The organism is Caldisericia bacterium (genome assembly GCA_026414995.1).
GTDB lineage: Bacteria > Caldisericota > Caldisericia > B22-G15 > B22-G15 > JAAYUH01.
This window is the reverse complement of the sequence record JAOAHY010000002.1, coordinates 83,877-99,795: the sequence shown is the minus strand read 5'-3', so window position 1 is coordinate 99,795 and position 15,919 is coordinate 83,877. Positions and strand designations below refer to the sequence as shown.

General features: G+C 26.1%; 15 protein-coding genes. 12 read left to right on the top strand and 3 right to left on the bottom strand.

Annotation, left to right across the window (positions count from 1 at the left end; all coding sequences use genetic code 11):
• Positions 1 to 6: 6 nt before the first annotated feature.
• From N3D74_01425 to N3D74_01400, 6 genes are read left to right on the top strand one after another with little or no spacing between them, the layout of a single operon-like run.
• Positions 7 to 561: a hypothetical protein gene (locus N3D74_01425; protein MCX8094840.1), complete on the top strand. Its 555-nt coding sequence runs from the start codon at positions 7 to 9 to the stop codon at positions 559 to 561.
• Positions 562 to 567: 6 nt separating this feature from the next.
• Positions 568 to 2,049, top strand: a complete 1,482-nt coding sequence (locus N3D74_01420) for an amidohydrolase (protein MCX8094839.1) — start codon at positions 568 to 570, stop codon at positions 2,047 to 2,049.
• Positions 2,042 to 2,941, top strand: a complete 900-nt coding sequence (locus N3D74_01415) for a diacylglycerol kinase family lipid kinase (protein ID MCX8094838.1) — start codon at positions 2,042 to 2,044, stop codon at positions 2,939 to 2,941. The genes N3D74_01420 and N3D74_01415 overlap by 8 nt, the downstream gene beginning before the upstream one ends.
• Complete coding sequence (locus N3D74_01410; GenBank protein ID MCX8094837.1) at positions 2,931 to 3,560, top strand: hypothetical protein; 630 nt, start codon at positions 2,931 to 2,933, stop codon at positions 3,558 to 3,560. Before N3D74_01415 ends, N3D74_01410 begins: the two co-directional genes overlap by 11 nt.
• Positions 3,557 to 4,171, top strand: coding sequence for a nucleotidyltransferase family protein (locus N3D74_01405; protein MCX8094836.1), 615 nt, complete (start codon positions 3,557 to 3,559; stop codon positions 4,169 to 4,171). Before N3D74_01410 ends, N3D74_01405 begins: the two co-directional genes overlap by 4 nt.
• Complete coding sequence (locus N3D74_01400; protein ID MCX8094835.1) at positions 4,164 to 4,928, top strand: XdhC/CoxI family protein; 765 nt, start codon at positions 4,164 to 4,166, stop codon at positions 4,926 to 4,928. The genes N3D74_01405 and N3D74_01400 overlap by 8 nt, the downstream gene beginning before the upstream one ends.
• Here the strand turns inward: N3D74_01400 and N3D74_01395 are convergent.
• The 3 genes from N3D74_01395 to N3D74_01385 all read right to left on the bottom strand — a co-directional run bounded on the left by N3D74_01395 (position 4,915) and on the right by N3D74_01385 (position 7,942).
• Positions 4,915 to 5,901, bottom strand: a complete 987-nt coding sequence (locus N3D74_01395) for an NAD(P)-dependent oxidoreductase (protein ID MCX8094834.1) — start codon at positions 5,899 to 5,901, stop codon at positions 4,915 to 4,917. The genes N3D74_01400 and N3D74_01395 overlap by 14 nt on opposite strands.
• Before the next feature lies 1 nt (position 5,902).
• Complete coding sequence (locus N3D74_01390) at positions 5,903 to 6,511, bottom strand: TetR/AcrR family transcriptional regulator (GenBank protein ID MCX8094833.1); 609 nt, start codon at positions 6,509 to 6,511, stop codon at positions 5,903 to 5,905.
• A gap of 75 nt (positions 6,512 to 6,586) precedes the next feature.
• Complete coding sequence (locus tag N3D74_01385; protein ID MCX8094832.1) at positions 6,587 to 7,942, bottom strand: GlmL-related ornithine degradation protein; 1,356 nt, start codon at positions 7,940 to 7,942, stop codon at positions 6,587 to 6,589.
• Positions 7,943 to 8,046: 104 nt separating this feature from the next.
• On the opposite strand from N3D74_01385, the gene uvrB reads away from it, so the two are divergent.
• From uvrB to N3D74_01355, 6 genes are read left to right on the top strand one after another with little or no spacing between them, the layout of a single operon-like run.
• On the top strand, positions 8,047 to 10,047 hold the full coding sequence (gene uvrB / locus N3D74_01380; GenBank protein MCX8094831.1) for an excinuclease ABC subunit UvrB: 2,001 nt from the start codon (positions 8,047 to 8,049) through the stop codon (positions 10,045 to 10,047).
• 7 nt (positions 10,048 to 10,054) lie between these two features.
• Complete coding sequence (locus N3D74_01375) at positions 10,055 to 10,966, top strand: PfkB family carbohydrate kinase (GenBank protein ID MCX8094830.1); 912 nt, start codon at positions 10,055 to 10,057, stop codon at positions 10,964 to 10,966.
• Positions 10,967 to 12,202 carry a biotin--[acetyl-CoA-carboxylase] ligase gene (locus tag N3D74_01370; protein ID MCX8094829.1) on the top strand — a complete coding sequence of 412 codons (1,236 nt, stop codon included), beginning with the start codon at positions 10,967 to 10,969 and terminating at the stop codon, positions 12,200 to 12,202.
• 8 nt (positions 12,203 to 12,210) lie between these two features.
• Positions 12,211 to 14,070 carry an indolepyruvate ferredoxin oxidoreductase subunit alpha gene (gene iorA, locus N3D74_01365; protein MCX8094828.1) on the top strand — a complete coding sequence of 620 codons (1,860 nt, stop codon included), beginning with the start codon at positions 12,211 to 12,213 and terminating at the stop codon, positions 14,068 to 14,070.
• Positions 14,067 to 14,666, top strand: coding sequence for an indolepyruvate oxidoreductase subunit beta (locus tag N3D74_01360; GenBank protein MCX8094827.1), 600 nt, complete (start codon positions 14,067 to 14,069; stop codon positions 14,664 to 14,666). The genes iorA and N3D74_01360 overlap by 4 nt, the downstream gene beginning before the upstream one ends.
• A gap of 22 nt (positions 14,667 to 14,688) precedes the next feature.
• Positions 14,689 to 15,825 carry a tagatose 1,6-diphosphate aldolase gene (locus N3D74_01355; protein MCX8094826.1) on the top strand — a complete coding sequence of 379 codons (1,137 nt, stop codon included), beginning with the start codon at positions 14,689 to 14,691 and terminating at the stop codon, positions 15,823 to 15,825.
• The last annotated feature ends 94 nt before the right edge of the window (positions 15,826 to 15,919 follow it).

The window sequence follows — 15,919 nt, the reverse complement described above, 5'->3', positions numbered from 1 at the left end:
TTTTCCATGGAACTTATTTTAATTTTTTTAAATCCTAAAAAGTGTTTTCAGGGGGTAAAAGATGGAAAATTTCTTAAAAGTTTAGTTCCATTTTATTTAGCACTTTTTTTGTTTTTAATTTTTTATCTAAACAAATTAATTGAAAATAAAAGGGTCTTTTATGGGGCAACAACACAAATTATTTTTAACATAGTATTCATAATTTTTATTTCTTTATTTATAAAAGTTTTTATAAAAATGTTTGGGATAGATAGGAAATTTATACTTTGTTTAATTGATACATTGCTAATATTTATACCATCTTTTGTTCTTTTCATTATAATGGTTATTTTCTTTTATCCAACTTTAAATAAAATGATGTATGGATTAATTTATTTATTTTCTTACTATAAAGAAGATACTTTTAATAAAACACTATTTTTCTTTTATTATCCTCCAAGAATTTTACTCTTTTTATATACCTTTTTAGGAATAAGATTTATTTATAATCTATCAATTAAAAGAAGTCTATTGGTTACTTCATTAATATACTTTATAATTTTTATAGTATATCTTTTTTAAAAGTAAATGATAAAAGTTTTTTATAATGGAAGAATTTATGATGAAAATTTTGATTTAAAAAAGACCCTTGTGGTTTGTAATGATAAAATTTTATATTTAGGTGACGAGAACGATTTAACCCTTCCATTTAAAAAAGAATTAATAGACTTAAAGGGAAATTTTGTTTTACCCAGTTTTTTTGATTCACATATTCATCTAGGTTTATTTTCAAAATCTCTTTTTGAAATTAATTTAACAAATTTAGATAATTTTGATTTAGTTATAAAAAAACTTAAAGAAAAAGATACAAAAGAAAATGTTATATTTGGATTTGGATGGGATGATGAAAAATGGGAAGTTAAACCTAATAAAAAATATCTTGATGAGATATTTGGTAATAGATTTGTCATTTTAAAGAGAAGAGATGGACATTCTGTATGGGTAAACACATCTGTTTTAAATTTTTTAAATATTACAAAAGACAGTATCTTTAAAGGTGGAAAAGTTGAAATTGATGAAAATGGTGAACCTACAGGAATTTTAAGAGATAGAGCAGGTGATTATGTTCTTGAAAGATTCAAAGATAAAGTTGATTATAAAAATTTTATTGAAAATGGTATTAAAAGACTCTACTCCTATGGAATTACAGCAATATGCAATATGGATGGTGATATTTTAGAGCACCTTATTGAAAAAAAATATAAATTAAGAATATTTAATGCGATTCCTATTAATAAATTTGAAGACTTTTCAAAAATTGGATTAAGAAGTTTCTTTGGTGATGATTTTTTAAAAATTGGTGGAATAAAGATCTTTATGGATGGTTCTTTAGGCTCAAAAACGTGTTTTATGAAAGAAGGCTTTATAGATGAACCTCAAAATAAAGGATTAAGTTATTACGATTATGAAGAATTAAAAGATTTAGTTAAAAAAATAAATGAAAAAGGCTTTTGTTTATGGGTACATGCAATTGGTGATTTGGCAAATGAACTTGTTTTGAAATCTTTTTTAGAGGTTGGAATTAATAAATATAATAGAATTGAACATGCTCAAATAGTTTCAGAAAATTTTTTTAATGATTTAAAAAAAGGTAATTTCTTTTTGTCTGTTCAACCATCACATATAATTCTTGATTTCTATAAAGTAAATAAGTTTTTAGGTGAAAGAGGAAAATATACTTACACATTTAAAACATTTTTAGATTTAAATCAAACTCTTTGTTTTGGAACAGATGCACCAATTGAGGATATTGATCCATTAAGAGGAATAAGAGTTTCTACAGAAAGGATAATCAATGGAAGAGAGTTTTATAGAAATGAAGAGATTGATATAATTTCTGCATTTAAAGCATACACAATTAATCCAGCAAAAAGTGTGAATATGGAAAATAAAATTGGTAGTTTAAAATATGGTAAATTAGGAGATTTTATAATTTTTGAAGGAGATCCATTAAAGTTAAATGCAAAAGTAAAAGAAGTTTACATTGGAGGTGAAAAGGTTTATGGATGAAAATAAAATTTACTATTTTATTATTAATCCAGTTGCAGGCGTTGGGAAATCACTTAAAATTTGGAAAAAGATTAAAAAATTTCTAGAAAAATTAAAAATTAAATTTGAGTATATGATAACAGAGTATCCTGGACACGCTACAGAAATAGCAAAGGAAGCAATAAAAAGAGGTTTCAAGTATATAATTTCAGTTGGTGGTGATGGTACAACAAGAGAAATTGCTCAAGGTATTGAAAATAATGATTGTGTATTAGGAATTATTCCAGCAGGAAGAGGAAGAGATCTTCCAAGAAGTTTAAATATTCCAAAAAACCCATTTAAAGCACTTCAATTAATTTTAGACGATGGAAATATTGTTGAAATAGATCATCCAAAACTTGATAGCACAAGGTTTTTAAATTTTTCTGGAATTGGTCTTGATGCTGAAGTAACATATATTGCAAATAAAAAATTTAGAGGTTTAGGAATTTTATCTTATCTTCTCGGCCTTTTTTATGTTTTATATTATTGGAAATTACCTGAATTTGTATTAAAAATTGATGGAAAAATTAAAAAAGTTAAAGCATATTTAATAACAATTGCAAACGGAAAATATGGTGGAGGAGGAATGCAAATTTCTCCTTTATCTGATATAAAAGATGGTTATTTAGATGTAATTATCTTTCATAAGATGCCAAAATTAAGATTTTTATATCACTTTCCAAAGGTTTATCTTGGTGGAGGTCATATAAAAATAAGCGGGGTGGAATCTTTAAAGTGTAAAAAAATTGAAGTTGAAGGAGAAAATTTTGTTAAAACACAAGCAGATGGTGATCTTTTTGGTGGATTGCCTAAAACATTTGAGATTGATAACAAAAAAATAAAAATATTAACAGGTCTTAATGTTAAATAATGAAAATATTAAGATAAAAATTTTTGATAATAAAGTAGAAATTTTATCAAAAATAGATTGCTTTTTAACTTTAAATTTTGATTTATTCAGAAGTCAAATAGAAGATGCTAAAATAAATTTCTCAAAAGAGGGTTTTATAATAAAAAATGAAAAATTTTTAGAGATAGAAATTATTAAAGAAAATAATTTTTTAAAGTCAAAAATTATAAATATAATTTTCAATAGTGATTTTATTACTTTATGTAATATTAAAAATTTTATCACTTCAATAATTTTGGTTAGAGATGAGATAGATATTAATGATAAAACTCCAGTTGAATTTTTTAATTTTTTAAAAGAATATAAAATTAATTTAGATGAAATTAATTTAACTATTCCTGAAGAAAGCCAAATTTTATCATCAATTGATGAATTGATTATAAAGAGTGATTTTATTCTACTTTTGTATGAAGAGAAAACTAAAGAAAAAATAAAAAAATATTTAAAAGATTTAGGATATATTTTAAAGATAGATGAACTTTTTGTTTTAAAAAGATATAACAAAAAAATTATAATTTTGTCCATTGAGAGATTTAATGATTTGATAAATAATATATTAAAGGAGGTTTATGCTAAATGAAAATTTTTGGAATTGTAATATCGGCAGGAGAGGGAAGAAGAATGGAAGGAAGAATAAAACAACTCCTTCCTTGGAAAAATTCAACTATTTTAGGAACAATAATTGAAACTCTTAAAGATAGCGATTTAGATAAAATTTATATAGTTTTGGGTTATGAGAATAAAAAGATTTATAATTCTATAAAAACATTATTAACAGATAAATTTGATGTTATAATAAATGAAAATTATAAAAAGGGAATGCTAACATCAATACAAGAAGTTTTAAAGATTGTTCCATCTGATTTTGATGGTTTTATAGTTTTTTTAGGGGATCAACCATTTTTAAAAAAAGAGACAGTAAAATTACTTATAGATGAGGTAAAAAAAGATAGTTTTCCAATTATTGTTTCTTGTTATAAAGGTGAAAGAGGTCATCCAACTTTTATTTCTATGAAATTTAAAGATAAAATTTTGTCTCTTGACCCTGAAAAAGAGGGTTTAAGAGATATAATTTATAATGCAAGAAATAAAAATCTTGTTCTTGATTTAGAAACTAATGATCCAGATACAGTTAAAGACATTGATACATATGAAGTTTATATAAAAGAAAAGGAGGAGCATAATGCATGAAGTAGATATTTTCAAAAAGGGAAATGAATTGCTTGAAAAAGGAGAGATTTTTTCAATAGTTACAATAGTTGATTCTCAAGGGTCATCTCCTGGCAAACCTGGTTTTAAAATGCTTGTTACAAAAAATGGAGAAACCTTAGGAACAGTTGGCGGAGGAAATCTTGAATATTTTTTAACAAAAGAGGCAGTAAAAGCAATAGAAGAAGAAAAACCGAAAATTATTACGAAAGAGCTGAGAGAACTTGGAATGAGTTGTGGAGGAAGCATTACAGCATTTATTGATGTAATTGGAATAAAAGATAAAATTTACATTTTTGGCGCAGGTCATGTTGGATATTCACTCTATAATTTTTTAAAATATCTTCCTTTTAAAATAATTGTAGTTGATGATAGAGAGGAATATGCAAAAGAAGACAGATTTCCAAATGCTAAAGTTTTCAAAGAAAATATGATTGAATTTGCAAAAAATATGGAAATAAAAGAAAGAGATTTTATTGTTATAGTTTCAAGAGCACATAACATAGATTTTGGTGTTGTTAAAGAGATTTTGAGAAAAGAAAAAGAGCCATTCTATTTGGGATTAATTGCAAGCAAAAATAAAGCAAATGAATTTAGAGAAAAATTAAAATATGAGGGTTTTCCTGAGGAGAAAATAAATAAAATTCATTCACCTATTGGATTAGAGATAAATGCTATAACGCCTGATGAAATAGCAATAAGTATAATTGCAGAAATTATAAAGATTAAAAATTCTTAAAAGACCATTTTGGCAAAAAGTTTGGTGATTTAGAAATTATATATTGTCTTATAAAAGGTCTAAACAGTTTTATTAAGTATCTTCTATAACTTAATTTTTTCTTTAAATCACATATATAATCATTTAAATCTCTTTTTTGATAATTGAGTAATTTTTCACTTTCTTCAGTATCAAGAAAATCAACAGCAAAATAATTTTTGCTGAAAAGATTTTCTGGCAGCATTCCTATTCCAATGGCTTCAAGAATTTTTGATACAAAATCTTTATAAAGATATTGACATCTTTTTCCACCACCAATGTTAAAAATTTTGCCCCAAAGGTCATTTCTTTCAATTGCATTTGCAATTGCAACTCCTATATCTTCTGGATGAATATACTCGATTCTATTATCAAGTGGAATTTCGAATAAGTCTCTAACAAAATTAATGATTTTTAAATCTTGAGTAATTGAAGCGCCTAATCTCATAATAATATATTTCAAATTAGATTCCTTTATGATTTTTTCGCATAAAACTTTATGATAAGAATATAGATCATTAGGATTTAAATCTTCTTCAACTTTTCTTGGAGGACAAAGGTGTTGAGTAATTCCATAAACATGAACTGATGATGTAAATATAATTTTATCTGGATATTTAAGTTCTTTCATACAACTAATCAAATTTTTTGTACCATATACATTAATTTTTTCTGCAATGTTTGGTTTTTTATCAATATCAATTTCAGTTGAAGAGATTTTAGGAATAATAAATGCAAGATGAACAACATAGTCAACATCTCTTAGTGCATTTAAAATATCAATCTTATTGGTAATATCTCCCCAAAAAATTTCTATTCCAGATAAATTCTTAGCAATTTTTATATTTTTCTTTGTTTTTAAGTCAAATATTTTTACATCTATTCTCCTTTTTATTAATTCTTTGATGACATACTTTCCTATATTTCCAAAACCACCTGTTACAAGTACTTTCATTTTAAATCCTCCTTTTAATTGAATTTAGGATAAAATCAAGTAATTTTTTAGATGAATTCAATGAATCTAATTTATCATTTTTAAAGAGAGATTTTCTAAAAATCATTCCTATAGAAAGGGAAACAATTAATGATGAGAAAAATTTTGAATTAATATCATCTCTAATGCTTCCTTCTCTTTTTCCCTTCTCAATTAAGTTTTCAACATAATTTTCATATTTTTTAAATTGAATTGAAAGATTTTTCATTATTTCTTCATTTTTTTCAGATTGTTTCATAAATTCAAGAAAAATTGTTAATTTGCCTTCTGAAATAATAAATATCTCTTCAAGAATTTTTGTCATTTGTATCATTGCTTGGGGTATATTATCTGATTTTTTCTCAATATCAATCATTCTTTTTTCTAATTTTTCTAAAAATTCATTAAGAATTTCTAAGAACAAAAATTCTTTAGTTGGAAAATGATGAAAAAAGGCACCTTTGCTAACTCCTGCCTTTTCACATATATCTTGAACACTCGTTTTATCATATCCATTATCATTAAAAAGATAAGTAGCAACTTCAATTATTTTCTTTTTAGTGCCTTCACCTTTTAATTTCTTAATATTCATTATTATACTCCTTTATACCGACTAGTTGGTATAATTATAATAGTAAATTTTTATTCTGTCAATAGAGATAAAATATTAAAACATTTTGTCTTTTAGACCTATTGATTCAATGAGAAGTTTTATAGATGCTTCTCTATATAATTTTGATATGGTGCCAATACTTGAAAAAATATAGTTTTTATCAATTAAAATTTTAGGATTTTTTGGAAGAAGAATTCTTTCATCAATAATTCCTTTGAAAATATTTTCCATTTCTTTTTTCATTGATGGTATTTGAGTTAAAACTCCGCCTGTTCCAATAACATATTTAACATTTCTTAAATCTTTTCCATAAATTGCTTTAATTTTTCCTGATTGAGTATATAAAAATCTTATCTCTCCAACATGTCTTATAAGAGAAGTTTTAAGACAAATCTCACCGAGTTTTTTTGTTATATAAATTTCATTTTTTGTTTTGGGTATAGGTTTAAGATATTTCATATACTTATTTAATTTTTCTTTTTCTAAATCAGATATAAGATTTAAAACATTTCCACTTGATATATAAACTCCAAGATCACCTTCAACTGTTCTTTTATTTAAGGGTTCTGGATAAATAACTACCGAATCTTTATCAATTTTACCCTCTGTAACTGAGTGAACATCTGTTGTTGCTCCACCAATATCAAAACCCATCACATCACCAATTTCTTCATATAATAAAATAAAAGCATTCATAACTGCACCTGGTGTAGGAATTATCTCTCCTTCAATGTAATCTCTTATTTTTTCCATACCAGGTGCATGTATTATATGCTCCTCAAAAACTTTTTGAATAACTCTTCTCACAGGTTCTATATTTAATTTATCTATTTCAGGATATACATTTTCTGTTATATAAATTTTAAAATTTTTTTCTTCAAAAATTCTTTTTACCTCTTCTCTAATAGCAATATTTCCAGCATAAATTATTGGTGGTTTAATGTTTAAATTTGATAATCTTTTTGCATTTTCTAAAACTATATTTGTTTCACCATAATCTACACCACCTGAAAGAAGAATTATGTTTGGTTTTATCTCTTCAATTTTTTTCAAGTCATATTGAGAAATAAGACCTGCAGTCACCATTTTTGTAATAGCACCTGCACCAAGAGCTGCTTCTTTTGCCGCTTTTGCTGTCATTTCAGGAACAAGACCATGAACTGTCATTTTAAGTCCACCTGCTGCTGATGAATTCCCATACATATGTTTCCAATTTATTTTAGAAGCATTAAGTTTAATTTTTAAATCCTCAATTGCTCTATTAAGTCCAATTGTTATGTCTCCTTCGTTAACTGTTGTGTAAGAAATACCCTTTCCAAGATAAATTGGATTTTTTGATTTTAAATTTTGGAAAGCAGAAACTTTTGTTATAGTAGAACCAATTTCAACAACAAGAACATCTATTTTCATAATTTAAAATTATATCACAATAAAAATTTCTTCTTTTGTTTAATTTTTAACAAATTTTTTCTCTTGAGTTTTTTAAAAAATCATTTAAAATTATAATTGCATTTATGAACGAAGATAATTTTAAACTTGTTTCTCAATATAAGCCAAAAGGTGATCAGCCTCAGGCAATAGAAAAATTAGTTGAAGGAGTAAAGAAAGGGTTTAGATTTCAAACCCTTCTTGGTGTTACAGGTTCAGGTAAAACCTATACTATGGCAAATGTTATCGCTCAAGTTAATAAACCTACACTTATTATTTGTCATAATAAAACTCTAGCAGCACAACTATACTCTGAATTTAGAGATCTTTTTCCATATAATAGGGTTGAATATTTTGTTAGTTATTATGACTATTATCAACCTGAAGCATATGTTCCACAAAGTGATTTATATATTGAGAAAGATGCTGATATAAATGAAGATCTTGTTAAATTAAGACATAAAACTTTGAGAAGTTTAATGGAAAGAAGAGATACAATTGTTGTTTCCTCTGTTTCGTGTATTTATGGTTGGGATGATCCAACTGAATTTTTAAAGGGACTTATTGAAGTAAGAGTTAGAGAAAAAATTTCAAGAAAAGAACTAATAAAAAATTTAGTAATGCTTCAATATGAGAGAAATGATATTGATTTTTCAAGAGGTAAAATTAGAGTTAGAGGAGATATTGTAGATATTTTTCCAATAGATACTGATTATGCAGTTAGAATTGAATTTTTTGGAGACACAATAGATAACATTTATTTAATTGATCCACTATTATCAACAAAAATTGAAGAAGTCGAAAATTTTATATTTTTTCCAGCAAAACAATTCTTAACTACAGAGGAAAGAATTTTTAAAGCAGTTGAGAGTATCAAGAAAGAATTGAAAGAAAGGGTTGAGTATTTCTTATCACAAGGAAAATATCTTGAGGCAGAAAGGTTGCAACAAAGAACAAATTTTGATATTGAGATGTTACTTGAAACAGGTTATGTTAAAGGAATTGAAAATTATACAAGACACCTATCAGGAAGAAAACCTGGTGAACCACCATATACTATTATAGATTACTTCCCATCAGATTTTCTTATTTTCATTGACGAATCTCACATTACAGTTCCACAACTAAGGGGAATGTATAATGGAGATAGATCAAGAAAAGAAACTCTTGTTGAATATGGATTTAGATTACCATCATGTCTTGATAATAGACCTTTAAAATATGAAGAGTTTTTAGAAAAAGCAAATCAGATAATTTTTGTTTCTGCGACTCCATCTGATTATGAAATTTCAATTTCAGAACAAGTAGTAGAACAACTAATAAGACCTACTGGTCTTATTGATCCTGAAGTTGAGGTTAGAAAGAGCGACAATCAAATTGAAGATTTGATAAAAGAGGTTAATGAGAGAGTTAGTAGAAATGAAAGAGTTTTAGTTACAACTTTAACAAAGAGGGTCGCAGAAGATCTTGCAACATATCTTTATGAAAGAGGAATAAAAGTAAGATATCTTCATGCTGATATCGATACAATAAAAAGAGCTGAAATTATAAGAGACCTTAGAAAAGGTGAATTTGATTGTCTTGTTGGAATAAATTTACTTAGAGAAGGTTTAGATCTTCCGGAAGTGTCACTTGTTGCAATTTTAGATGCTGACAAAGAAGGATTTTTAAGATCTCACACATCTTTAATTCAAATTATTGGTAGAGCAGCAAGAAATGTTAGTGGTAAAGTTATTATGTATGCTGATGAAATAACTGAATCTATGAAAAAAGCTATAGATGAAACTAATAGAAGAAGAAAGGTCCAGATGGAATATAATATTAAACATGGTATAAAACCAGAAAGTGTTAGAAAAGCAGTAAAAGAGTTAATAGATTTACCATATAAAGAAAAAGAAGAAATAGATATTTTTGTTAAAGAGAGCGAAAAAAGTATGAGTTTAGATTATATTGAATCTCTAATAACTCAACTTGAAGAAGAGATGCATCTTAAAGCAGAAACATTAGAATTTGAAGAGGCAGCAAAAATTAGAGACAAAATTTTTGAATTAAAAAAGAGACTAAAAACATTAGTTAAAAGGGAGTGATGTAATTATGATACTATCTGTCATTTTAAACCCTTTTGTCGAGGAAAAAGCAAACCTTAAGAAATTTCAACTTGGTGGTAAAAATCAATTGGAAATTGTTAGTAAAAAACCTGGGGGTAGAGGTATTAATGCTGCAAGATATATTAAAAAATTAGGTGGCAATGTTTCAGTGTTAAGTATTATTGGTGGTAAAAATGGAGAATTCATAAAGGAATCTTTATTTTCTGAAAAAATAGATTTTGATTATATTTTTTCAGACGAGGAAAACCCAGTTCACTTAGAAATTTTTGATGAAAGAGGTGTTGAGACGGATTTTTATGAAAAGGACCCTGTCATTGCTCCAGTAGACATAAAGAATTTTGAGGATAAATTTAGAGATAAAGTTAAAGATTATAATATAATTCTTTTAACAGATGGAACCCCAAATGGAATATGTAAAGACATTTTTAAACACTTAATTCAAATTTCAAAAGATAAAGAAAAATTAGTTATTTTTGATGCAAAAGGTGAGATGCTTAAAGAAGGATTAAGGGCAGAACCAGCTATTGCAAGAATTGATAAAGAAGATTTTGATATTCTTACTGGTTCAAGTTTTATTTCTTTAATTAAAAGGTTTAAAAGTTATAATGATGTAAGACCAGAATATTTCATTATAACTGTTGATAAAGGAAATATTATTTTCAATTATGAAGATAAATTTTTTAATCTTTTATCTAAGGAGATCCTTAAAGACACTTCATATGATTTTATCAGAGATACTTTTATTGCATCACTTTCTTATTATCTAGATGAAGGAATTAACTTTTTTGATAGTTTAAAATTTGCTTTTTATATATCAACAAAAAGTAATTTTGAAAAAATGAAAAAACCTAAAAATATAGTTGAAGTTGAAAGAGAAATTGTTTTAAGAGAAATTTAAATGGAGATTTTTTTATCTCTTGGAAGCAATATTGAGCCAAAAGAATACTTCTTAAAGAGAGCAATTTTTTATATAAGAGAAAAAATCAAAATTAAAAAAATCTCTTCTCTTTATGAAACAGAGCCTTGGGGCTATAAAGATCAAGATAAGTTTTTGAATATTGTAATTCAGGGAGAAACTGAATTAGATCCAGAATTATTAATAAAATTTATTAAAGAAGTTGAGAAAAAAGTTGGAAGATGTGAAAGTTTTAAATGGGGTCCAAGAGAAATTGATATAGATATAATTCTATATGGAGATAAAATAATAGAAAAAGAAAATTTAATTGTTCCACATAAATTTTTTGAAAATAGAGGATTTGTTGTTATACCTCTTTTTGAAATTAATAAATACATAATCAATCCCAAAAACAAAAGGAGAATAGACGAAATTTATGAAAAAGTAGATAAAAAAGGTGTAAAAAAAATTAAATCTTATGCCTTCCTTAAAGAAATTTATAGCGAATTTAATATTGATGTTATAGATGAAAAGGATTATAAAATAGAAATTTTTGATGAGATAACATCAACTCAAGATTATTTAAAAGAAAATTTTTCTCTAAACAAAATTGTTGTTTCAAGAACTCAAACTAAAGGAAGAGGAAGAAAGGGGGCATTTTGGGTTTCTGAAAAAGGTGGACTCTATTTTTCTCTCTCTTTAAAGCCATTCAATTATATATATTTTTTACCAATTTTAGTTACTTATTCTATGGCAAAAGTTTTGAAAAAAATTGGAATAGAGAGTATTAAAATAAAAATTCCTAACGATTTATATTTAAATGATAAAAAAGTTTGCGGTGTAATTTCTGAGGGTTATTTTAAAGATAAATTTCTCTTAGGTGAAATTATAGGAGTTGGTTTAAATGTTAATCAAAATATTGATGATTTTCCAAAAGATTTAATAAATAGAACAACTTCTTTATATATAGAGACAAAAAAATTTTTCTTTATTGATGAAATTTTAAGTCTTTTTTTAAAGGAATTAAAGAAAAATTTAAATAATTTTGAAAATGAAAATTTAAATCTTATTATAGAAGATATAGAACAGAATTTTAATATTTTTGAAGAGCCATTTATTATTAATTTAACTGGAAAAGAGATAAAAGTTTATGGAATAAAATTTATAGATTATAAAAATTTACAAGTTAGAGATTTAGAAGGAAAAATTTTAAATATACCCTTGCATTGTATACCATAGGAGGATATATGAAATTGAATGAATTAATTTCAAATGAGACTGGGAAGAAAGTTTTTCTTCTCGGTAATGAAAGTTTTGCAAGAGGTTTTCTTGAAGGAGGAGGAAAAGTTGCAGCAACTTATCCTGGAACACCATCCTCTGAAATAGGAAATATATTAAGTAAAATAGCAAAAGAGATGAATTTTTATTTTGAATTTTCAATTAATGAGAAAGTTGCATTTGAAGTTGCTGCATCTTCTTCTCTTTCTGGCATAAGAAGCATGACATTTTTTAAACATGTAGGACTTAATGTTGCTATGGATTCATTTATGAGTTCAGCGTATCTTGGAACAATTGGTGGTTTTGTAATTATTTCTTGTGATGATCCAAGCATGTTTTCATCTCAAAACGAGCAAGATAATAGAATTCTTGCTAAATTTGCAGGAGTTCCTATGCTTGAACCAAGAAACCCTGATGAAGGAAGAAAGTTAATTAAATATGCCTTTATGATTTCTGAGAAATATGAGATACCAGTTTTAATTAGATCAACAACTAGATTATCACATATGAGAGGAGTTGTTGAACTTGAAAAAATTGAATATCTTGATAGAAATCCTTATTTTAATAAAAACCCTAATAGATTTGTACCAATTCCTGCAAATGCAAGAGTTTTGCATAAAAATTTAGTTGAAAAAATAAATAATATAAAATATGAAGTAGAAGTTTCACCTTTTAATTTTGTTATCAAAAATAATGGAAAATATGGAATAATTACTTCTGGTATTTCCTCAAATTATGTTGTTGATATTGTGAATAAATATAATTTACCATTTGATATTCTATCTCTTGGATTTACAAATCCAATTCCTGAAGAACAAATTAAAAAATTTTTAGAAAATTATGAAAATATAATAGTTGTTGAAGAATTAGAGCCTTTTTTGGAGAATGAGATAAGAGTTATAAAAGAAAAAAATAATATAAAAACACAAATTTTTGGAAAAGATGAAAAAATATTTACAAATCTTTATGAATATAATCCAGATAGAGTTAAAAATTATTTATTTAATTTCCTAGGAAAAGAAAATGAAAAAAAGTTATTTAAAATTGAAGGAATAACACCACCTTTAAGGCCTCCAGTTCTTTGTCCAGGATGTCCACATAGAGCAACATATTATGCAGTTTTTAAAGTGTTAAGAAAGTTAAAAATAAAGGATGCAATTTTTCCGTCAGACATAGGTTGTTATACTCTTGGAATTGGGAAGCCATTTGATATGGCAGATACATGTTATTCTATGGGAAGTTCAATTGGTGTTGCATGTGGTTTATCAAAATCAACAAAACAAAAAGTTATTGCATTTATAGGAGATTCAACGTTTTTCCATGCAGGAATTCCTCCTTTGGTTAATGGTTTTTATAATAAAGATAATTTTTTACTTATTATTCTCGACAATGAAACAACAGCAATGACAGGTCATCAACCAAATCCAGGAATAGGCATAGACGGGATGGGAGATGTTGCTCCAAAAGTTAATATTGAGGATTTAATTAAAGGAATCGGAATAAAATTTGTAAAGGTAGTTGATCCTTATAATCTAACAGAAAGTATGAATGCAATTGAAGAAGCTCTTAAAGAGGAGGGAGTTAAAGTGATTGTTGCTAGAAGAGAGTGTGCTTTAATTCGCGATGATAGAATGAGAAAAGAAGGGTTCTCTATAAAATATTTAATAAATGATGAAAAATGTAGAAATTGTCTTATTTGTGTAAGACAATTTTCGTGTCCTGCAATTTATATAGAAGATAAAAAAATAAAAATAAATGAAGTTTTATGCGATGGTTGTGGTGTTTGTGCTGAAGTTTGTCCATTTAATGCAATTGAGGTGAGAAAATGAATGAATATAACATTTTAATTGTTGGTGTTGGTGGGCAAGGAGTTTTAAAACTTGCTGAGATGATTTGTGAAGTTTCAATTCTTGAAAATAATAATGCATTAATGAGTGAAATTCATGGTATGGCTCAAAGGGGTGGCTCAGTTTTTTCTGAAGTAAGAATTGGAAATATTTTAAGTCCAATTTTTGAAGATGGAGAAGGCGATCTTTTGATTTCATTAGAACCATCTGAAATCTTAAGATATATTCATAAAATAAAAAACAATTCAATTATTTTAATTAATGATAGTGAAATAATACCATTTACTGTTTCATTAGGAATCTCAACTTATCCTGATAAAGAAAAAATTTATGAATCTTTAAGAAAGATAACTGATAAACTTTATATTATTAATGGAACAAAATTGTTAGAAGAAATGAAAATTGCATATACTCTAAACTCTTTTATTTTTGGTCTTTTTTCATATATAAATCCTCTAAATTTCAAATTGGAAAATTATTATAAAGTCCTTGAAAATAATTTCAAAGGAAAAAGTTTAGAATTAAATAAAATTTCTTTTGAACTTGGAAGAGAAAAGGGTAATATGTTTAAGATATAATAAATTAAAGGAGGAATTGATAATGGAAAAAAGATTATTAACACCAGGAAAATTTAAAGGTTTAAGAAGATTAGCAGATGATTCAGGCAGATTTAGAATGCTTGCAATAGATCAAAGAGGTTCATTAAGGAAAATGTTAGCAAAAACAATTGGTAAAGATTCAAAAGAGATAAAATATGAAGATATGGCTATTGCAAAAAGACTTGTTATAGAATATCTTTCTCCTTATTTTTCTGCAACTCTAACAGACCCACAGTATGGATTACCAGAAGGAATAAAATTTCTAGATAGAGATTCAGCACTTCTTCTTGCTATTGAAGAAAGTGGTACTAAAGATAGTGGCTACAAAAATAGAGAAAAATTAACTCCAATTCTTGAAGGATGGAGTGTAGAAAAAATTAAAAGAACTGGAGCTGATGCAGTAAAACTTCTTTTATACTACAGACCAGATTCTTCTCCTGAAATTAAAGAAAATCAAGAAAATATAGTTAGAATGATAGGAAGTGAAGCCAGAAGATTAGATTTTCCATTTGTTTTAGAACCAATGAGTTATCCATTTAAAGATGATGAAATAGAAAATGAAACAAACTTTATTAGAAAAAAACCAGAAATTGTTTTGAAAACTGTTGAGGAGTTCTCAAAAGAAGAATATGGTGTTGATATTTTAAAACTTGAATTTCCAGTTGATCTTAAATATGTTGATGATTTTTCTTGGGGTGCTTTTGATGGGAAAGAGAGAGATGCAGTTTTTACAATTGATGATGCATATGAATTTTGTGAGTCAATAACAGATGTTTCAAGAATACCATGGGTAATTTTATCAGCAGGTGTTGATATTGAGGAGTTTTTAATTAATGTTGAAATTGCAAGCGAAAGTGGTGCTAGTGGTTTTCTTGCTGGAAGAGCAGTTTGGAAAGAATTTACAAAATTTTTCCCTGATACAGCAAGCATGAGTTTATGGCTTAAAACAACAGGTGTTGAAAGATATTACAAACTTTTTGATGCATCAGTTAAGGCTGTACCATTCTTTGAACATCCTTATTTCCAGAGTTTTGCGAATATTGAAATAGAAGATCAAGGTGAAAATTGGTACTTAAAATATAAAAACTTTAAAGGAGAAGAATCGAAAGAAGCAAAAAAGGAAAAAGAAGAGTATTAAAAATAGAATTTTGTCTTAATATAATTTTTTAATAATTAAGATAAATATTTTATTATAAAAATTCATTTAAGTTGACAAAAATATTTTATATGCT

Bases quoted from the DNA above. Each gene is read 5' to 3' on its own strand.
- N3D74_01425 (MCX8094840.1), top strand. From the start codon at position 7: ATGGAACTTATTTTAATTTTTTTAAATCCTAAAAAGTGTTTTCAGGGG.
- N3D74_01420 (MCX8094839.1), top strand. From the start codon at position 568: ATGATAAAAGTTTTTTATAATGGAAGAATTTATGATGAAAATTTTGAT.
- N3D74_01415 (MCX8094838.1), top strand. From the start codon at position 2,042: ATGGATGAAAATAAAATTTACTATTTTATTATTAATCCAGTTGCAGGC.
- N3D74_01410 (MCX8094837.1), top strand. From the start codon at position 2,931: ATGTTAAATAATGAAAATATTAAGATAAAAATTTTTGATAATAAAGTA.
- N3D74_01405 (MCX8094836.1), top strand. From the start codon at position 3,557: ATGAAAATTTTTGGAATTGTAATATCGGCAGGAGAGGGAAGAAGAATG.
- N3D74_01400 (MCX8094835.1), top strand. From the start codon at position 4,164: ATGCATGAAGTAGATATTTTCAAAAAGGGAAATGAATTGCTTGAAAAA.
- N3D74_01395 (MCX8094834.1), bottom strand. From the start codon at position 5,901: ATGAAAGTACTTGTAACAGGTGGTTTTGGAAATATAGGAAAGTATGTC.
- N3D74_01390 (MCX8094833.1), bottom strand. From the start codon at position 6,511: ATGAATATTAAGAAATTAAAAGGTGAAGGCACTAAAAAGAAAATAATT.
- N3D74_01385 (MCX8094832.1), bottom strand. From the start codon at position 7,942: ATGAAAATAGATGTTCTTGTTGTTGAAATTGGTTCTACTATAACAAAA.
- uvrB (MCX8094831.1), top strand. From the start codon at position 8,047: ATGAACGAAGATAATTTTAAACTTGTTTCTCAATATAAGCCAAAAGGT.
- N3D74_01375 (MCX8094830.1), top strand. From the start codon at position 10,055: ATGATACTATCTGTCATTTTAAACCCTTTTGTCGAGGAAAAAGCAAAC.
- N3D74_01370 (MCX8094829.1), top strand. From the start codon at position 10,967: ATGGAGATTTTTTTATCTCTTGGAAGCAATATTGAGCCAAAAGAATAC.
- iorA (MCX8094828.1), top strand. From the start codon at position 12,211: ATGAAATTGAATGAATTAATTTCAAATGAGACTGGGAAGAAAGTTTTT.
- N3D74_01360 (MCX8094827.1), top strand. From the start codon at position 14,067: ATGAATGAATATAACATTTTAATTGTTGGTGTTGGTGGGCAAGGAGTT.
- N3D74_01355 (MCX8094826.1), top strand. From the start codon at position 14,689: ATGGAAAAAAGATTATTAACACCAGGAAAATTTAAAGGTTTAAGAAGA.